The sequence below is a fragment of the Faecalibacterium sp. An192 genome (genome assembly GCF_002160175.1).
In the GTDB taxonomy this organism is placed as follows: Bacteria; Bacillota; Clostridia; order Oscillospirales; family Ruminococcaceae; genus Faecalibacterium.
This window is the reverse complement of the sequence record NZ_NFKB01000101.1, coordinates 1-4,084: the sequence shown is the minus strand read 5'-3', so window position 1 is coordinate 4,084 and position 4,084 is coordinate 1. Positions and strand designations below refer to the sequence as shown.

Sequence of the window (4,084 nt, the reverse complement as noted above, 5' to 3'; positions counted from 1 at the left end):
ATCCTTCGCGGCTGGCAGACCGTACTTACGCGACGTGACGCGTGGCTAGTATTCTAGGGCTATGCCCGCATATGAAAAACCCCCGGCTATGCCGGGGGATATTTATTTGTTGTATACCAATAAAAGGCAGGGGAAGGAAAATACATTTTGTTCAATAATCACAAAAAACGCAATGAAAAATTGGCAAAATGAAAGGGTGAAAAAAATCGGTGCAGGGTTTATAATAATGTTATCGAAAAATGTGTATGCCTGTATGCACATGATTTGAGCGCAGCTGCGCTGCTGCAAGTTTACGCCAGATATAAGGAGAAATGATCTATGAAGGAATTCCAGTATACCATTAAGGATGCATGCGGCATCCACGCTCGTCCGGCCGGCCTGCTCGTCAAGGTGGTCAAGGGCCACGCCAGCACCGCTACCCTGGAGAAGGACGGCAAGAGCTGCGATATGCGCAAGCTGATGGCCCTGATGGGTATGGGCGTCAAGCAGGGCGACACCGTTACCATCAAGGTTGAGGGCGACGATGAGGACGCTACTGTGGCCGACATCGAGAAGTTCATGACTGAGAACCTCTAAGAACAACCGTTCCTGAGCCCTCGCGGTAAGCCTGCGGGGGCTCTTTTTGAAGGCAGCCGTCCAGCTGCCCCGTACAGAGGCAAACGTCTGGACGGAGAAAGGATACAGTTATGCAGGTAGGTACCGGCAAAAGCGTTTTGAACGGCATTGCCATCGGCAAGATCAAGATTTACAAGAAGAAAGATACCACCATCTCCACCAAGCCCGTCACCGACACCGGCGCGGAGCTGCTGCGCTTTGAGGATGCCCAGCAGAAGGCCATCCAGCAGCAGACCGCCCTGTACGAGAAGGCTCTGGAGGAGGCCGGCGAGGAGATCGCCGAGGTGTTCAATATCCACGCCATGATGCTGGAGGATGACGACTTTGTGGATGCCATCCGCGAGATCATCACCAAGCAGAAGATGTGCGCAGAGTACGCCATCAAGACCGCAGGCACCAACCAGGCCGCCGTCTTTGCAGCCATGGACGATCCCTATCTCCAGGCCCGCAGCGCCGATGTCATCGACATCGCCCAGGCCATGCTGGACATCCTGCAGGGCACCGATGTGGACAGCATGCAGGGCACCGAGCCCACCATCCTGGTGGCCGAGGACCTGGCTCCCTCCGAGACCGTCCGCCTGGACAAGAGCCTGCTGCTGGGCTTCATCACCCGCGAGGGCAGCACCAACAGCCACACCGCCATTCTGGCCCGCAGCATGAACATCCCTGCCCTGATCCAGTGCAAGGAGATCGACGACGCATGGGACGGCAAGATGGCAGTCATCGACGGCTACAACGCCTGCGTCTATGTAGATCCCACTCCCGACCTGCTCAAGAGCCTGCAGAAGCGTCAGCAGGAGGACAAGAAGAAGCTGGCCCTGCTCCAGGAGCTGAAGGGCAAGCCCAACACTACCCTGGACGGCACCACCGTCAACGTCTACGCCAACATCGGCGGCATCGGCGACGTGGGCTCGGTCCAGCAGAACGACGCCGGCGGCGTGGGCCTGTTCCGGTCCGAGTTCGTCTACCTCAACAGCAAGGATTACCCCTCTGAGGAGTACCAGTTTGAGGCCTACAAGCAGGTGGTGGAGACCCTGGCCCCCAAGAAGGTCATCATCCGCACCTGTGACATCGGCGCCGACAAGACCGTCGATTACATGAAGCTGGACCACGAGGAGAACCCCGCTCTGGGCTACCGCGCCATCCGCATCTGCCTGACCCGCAAGGACTTCTTCAAGACCCAGCTGCGGGCCCTGCTGCGGGCTTCGGCCTACGGCAATGTGGGCATCATGTTCCCCATGATCACCAGCCTGCGTGAGCTGCACGACGCCAAGAACATCCTGGACGAGTGCAAGGTGGAGCTGGCCGCCGAGGGCAAGAAGATCGGCGAGATCGAAGTGGGCACCATGATCGAGACCCCCGCCGCTGTCCTGATCGCCGACGACCTGGCCAAGGAGTGCGACTTCTTCTCCATCGGCACCAACGACCTGACCCAGTATACCTGCGCCATCGACCGCCAGAACGCCAAGCTGGAGCCCTTCGCCAATCCCCATCACCCCGCCGTCCTGCGCGAGATCAAGATGACCATCGACGCAGGCCACCGCCATGGCATCTGGGTCGGCATCTGCGGCGAGCTGGGCGCAGACACCTCCCTGACCGAGACCTTCCTGCGCATGGGCGTGGATGAACTGTCGGTGAACCCCAAGAGCATCCTGCCGGTCCGCAAGAAGATCCGCAGCATCGATCTGACCAAGCCCGCTGTGGACACCGCAGACGCAGAGGACGCCAAGGCCTGATCGGAAAAAAGAACCCTATACGGCCCGCCTGACCCGGCGGCCGTTCCATCAACACCATGGTCCCCGGAGAACAGTGTCCTTCGGGGACCTTTTTGAGAGAAAAAGCAAGGAGGAATACCGTTATGTCTCTGCCTGAAAATTTCCTGTGGGGCGGCGCTACCGCGGCCAACCAGTGCGAGGGCGCCTACAATGAAGGCGGCCGCGGCCTGTCCACCGTGGACGTGATTCCCTTTGGCCCTGACCGTATGCCCGTCATGCGGGGCCAGATGAAGATGCTGGACTGCGATGCAGACCACAGCTATCCCGCCCACCAGGCCATTGATATGTACCACCGCTACAAGGAGGACATCAAGCTCTTTGCTGAGATGGGCTTCAAGTGCTACCGCCTGTCCATCGCCTGGACCCGCATCCTGCCCAACGGCGACGACGACACCCCCAACGAGGAGGGCCTGAAGTTCTACGACGACCTCTTTGATGAATGCCACAAGTACGGCATCGAGCCCCTGGTCACCATCTGCCACTTCGATACCCCCATCGCCCTGATCAAGAAATACGGCGGCTGGAAGGACCGGCGGATGATTGACGCCTACCTGAAGTACTGCACCGCCATCTTCCGCCGCTACAACGGCAAGGTCAAGTACTGGCTCACCTTCAACGAGATCAATATGCTGCTTCACCTGCCCTTCATGGGCGCCGGCATCCTGTTCGAGGAAGGGGAGAACCCCACCGAAGTCCAGTACCGCGCCGCACACTATGAGATCGTGGCCAGCGCCAAGGCCGTGCGCCTGGCCCATGAGATGATGCCCGGCGCCATGGTGGGCTGCATGCTGGCCGCCGGCGAGTATTATCCCCGCACCTGCAGCCCGGCCGATGTCCGGGCCGCCCTGGAGGCCGACCGGGATAACTTCTTCTTCATCGACGCCCAGGCCCGCGGCGCTTACCCCGTCTGGGCCAAGAAGCGGATGGAGCGGGACGGCATCGTTCTGGACTGCACCCCCGAGGATGAAGCCGACATGAAGGCCGGCACCGTGGACTTCATTTCCTTCAGCTACTACTCCAGCCGGTGCGTCACCACCGACAAGGAGCTGCTGGCCAAGGACGGCGCTTCGGGCAACGCAGCCTTCGGCGGCGTCAAGAACCCCTACCTGAAGGCCAGCGACTGGGGCTGGGCCATCGATCCCGAGGGCCTGCGCACCACCATGAACGCCCTGTACGACCGCTACCAGAAACCCCTGTTCATCGTGGAGAACGGCCTGGGCGCCAACGACACGGTGGAGGCCGACGGCAGCATCCACGACAGCTACCGCGTGGACTATATGCGGGCCCACATCAAGGAGCTGATCAAGGCGGTGGACGAGGACGGCCTGCCGGTGATGGGCTATACCATGTGGGGCCCCATCGACCTGGTGTCTGCTTCCACCGGTGAGATGAAGAAGCGCTATGGCTTCATCTATGTGGACAAGGACAACGCCGGCAACGGCACCCTGGCCCGCAGCCGGAAGGACAGCTTCTACTGGTACAAGCAGGTTATCGCCACCAACGGCGCCGACCTGGGCGAATAAGCCGGAAATCTGTTATAAAATCAGGAAACTATCCGATCCGTAAATGAAAAGAGCGCCTGGCCTGTGAACCGCTCCAGTAAAAGTAGACAGTGAAAAAAGAAGGCCTCCTGTGGTAGAATAAAACTACTACAGGAGGTCTTTGCTATGCCCAGAAAATACAGCCACATTCAG

General features: G+C 59.5%; 3 protein-coding genes. All 3 read left to right on the top strand.

The genetic code is table 11. The annotated features are described in order from the left end of the window. Positions 1–318 precede the first annotated feature (318 nt). The 3 genes from B5F27_RS15855 (at position 319) to B5F27_RS15845 (ending at position 3,913) form a co-directional block, all read left to right on the top strand. Positions 319–576: an HPr family phosphocarrier protein gene (locus B5F27_RS15855; protein ID WP_087247686.1), complete on the top strand. Its 258-nt coding sequence runs from the start codon at positions 319–321 to the stop codon at positions 574–576. 110 nt (positions 577–686) lie between these two features. Further along, entirely contained in the window at positions 687–2,351 is a 1,665-nt protein-coding gene (gene ptsP, locus B5F27_RS15850) for a phosphoenolpyruvate--protein phosphotransferase (protein ID WP_087247684.1), read from the top strand. Positions 2,352–2,473: 122 nt separating this feature from the next. Further along, on the top strand, positions 2,474–3,913 hold the full coding sequence (locus B5F27_RS15845) for a 6-phospho-beta-glucosidase (protein ID WP_087369017.1): 1,440 nt from the start codon (positions 2,474–2,476) through the stop codon (positions 3,911–3,913). The last annotated feature ends 171 nt before the right edge of the window (positions 3,914–4,084 follow it).

Excerpts from the sequence above, each read along its gene's own strand:
- B5F27_RS15855 (WP_087247686.1), top strand. The coding sequence starts at position 319 with ATGAAGGAATTCCAGTATACCATTAAGGATGCATGCGGCATCCACGCT.
- ptsP (WP_087247684.1), top strand. The coding sequence starts at position 687 with ATGCAGGTAGGTACCGGCAAAAGCGTTTTGAACGGCATTGCCATCGGC.
- B5F27_RS15845 (WP_087369017.1), top strand. The coding sequence starts at position 2,474 with ATGTCTCTGCCTGAAAATTTCCTGTGGGGCGGCGCTACCGCGGCCAAC.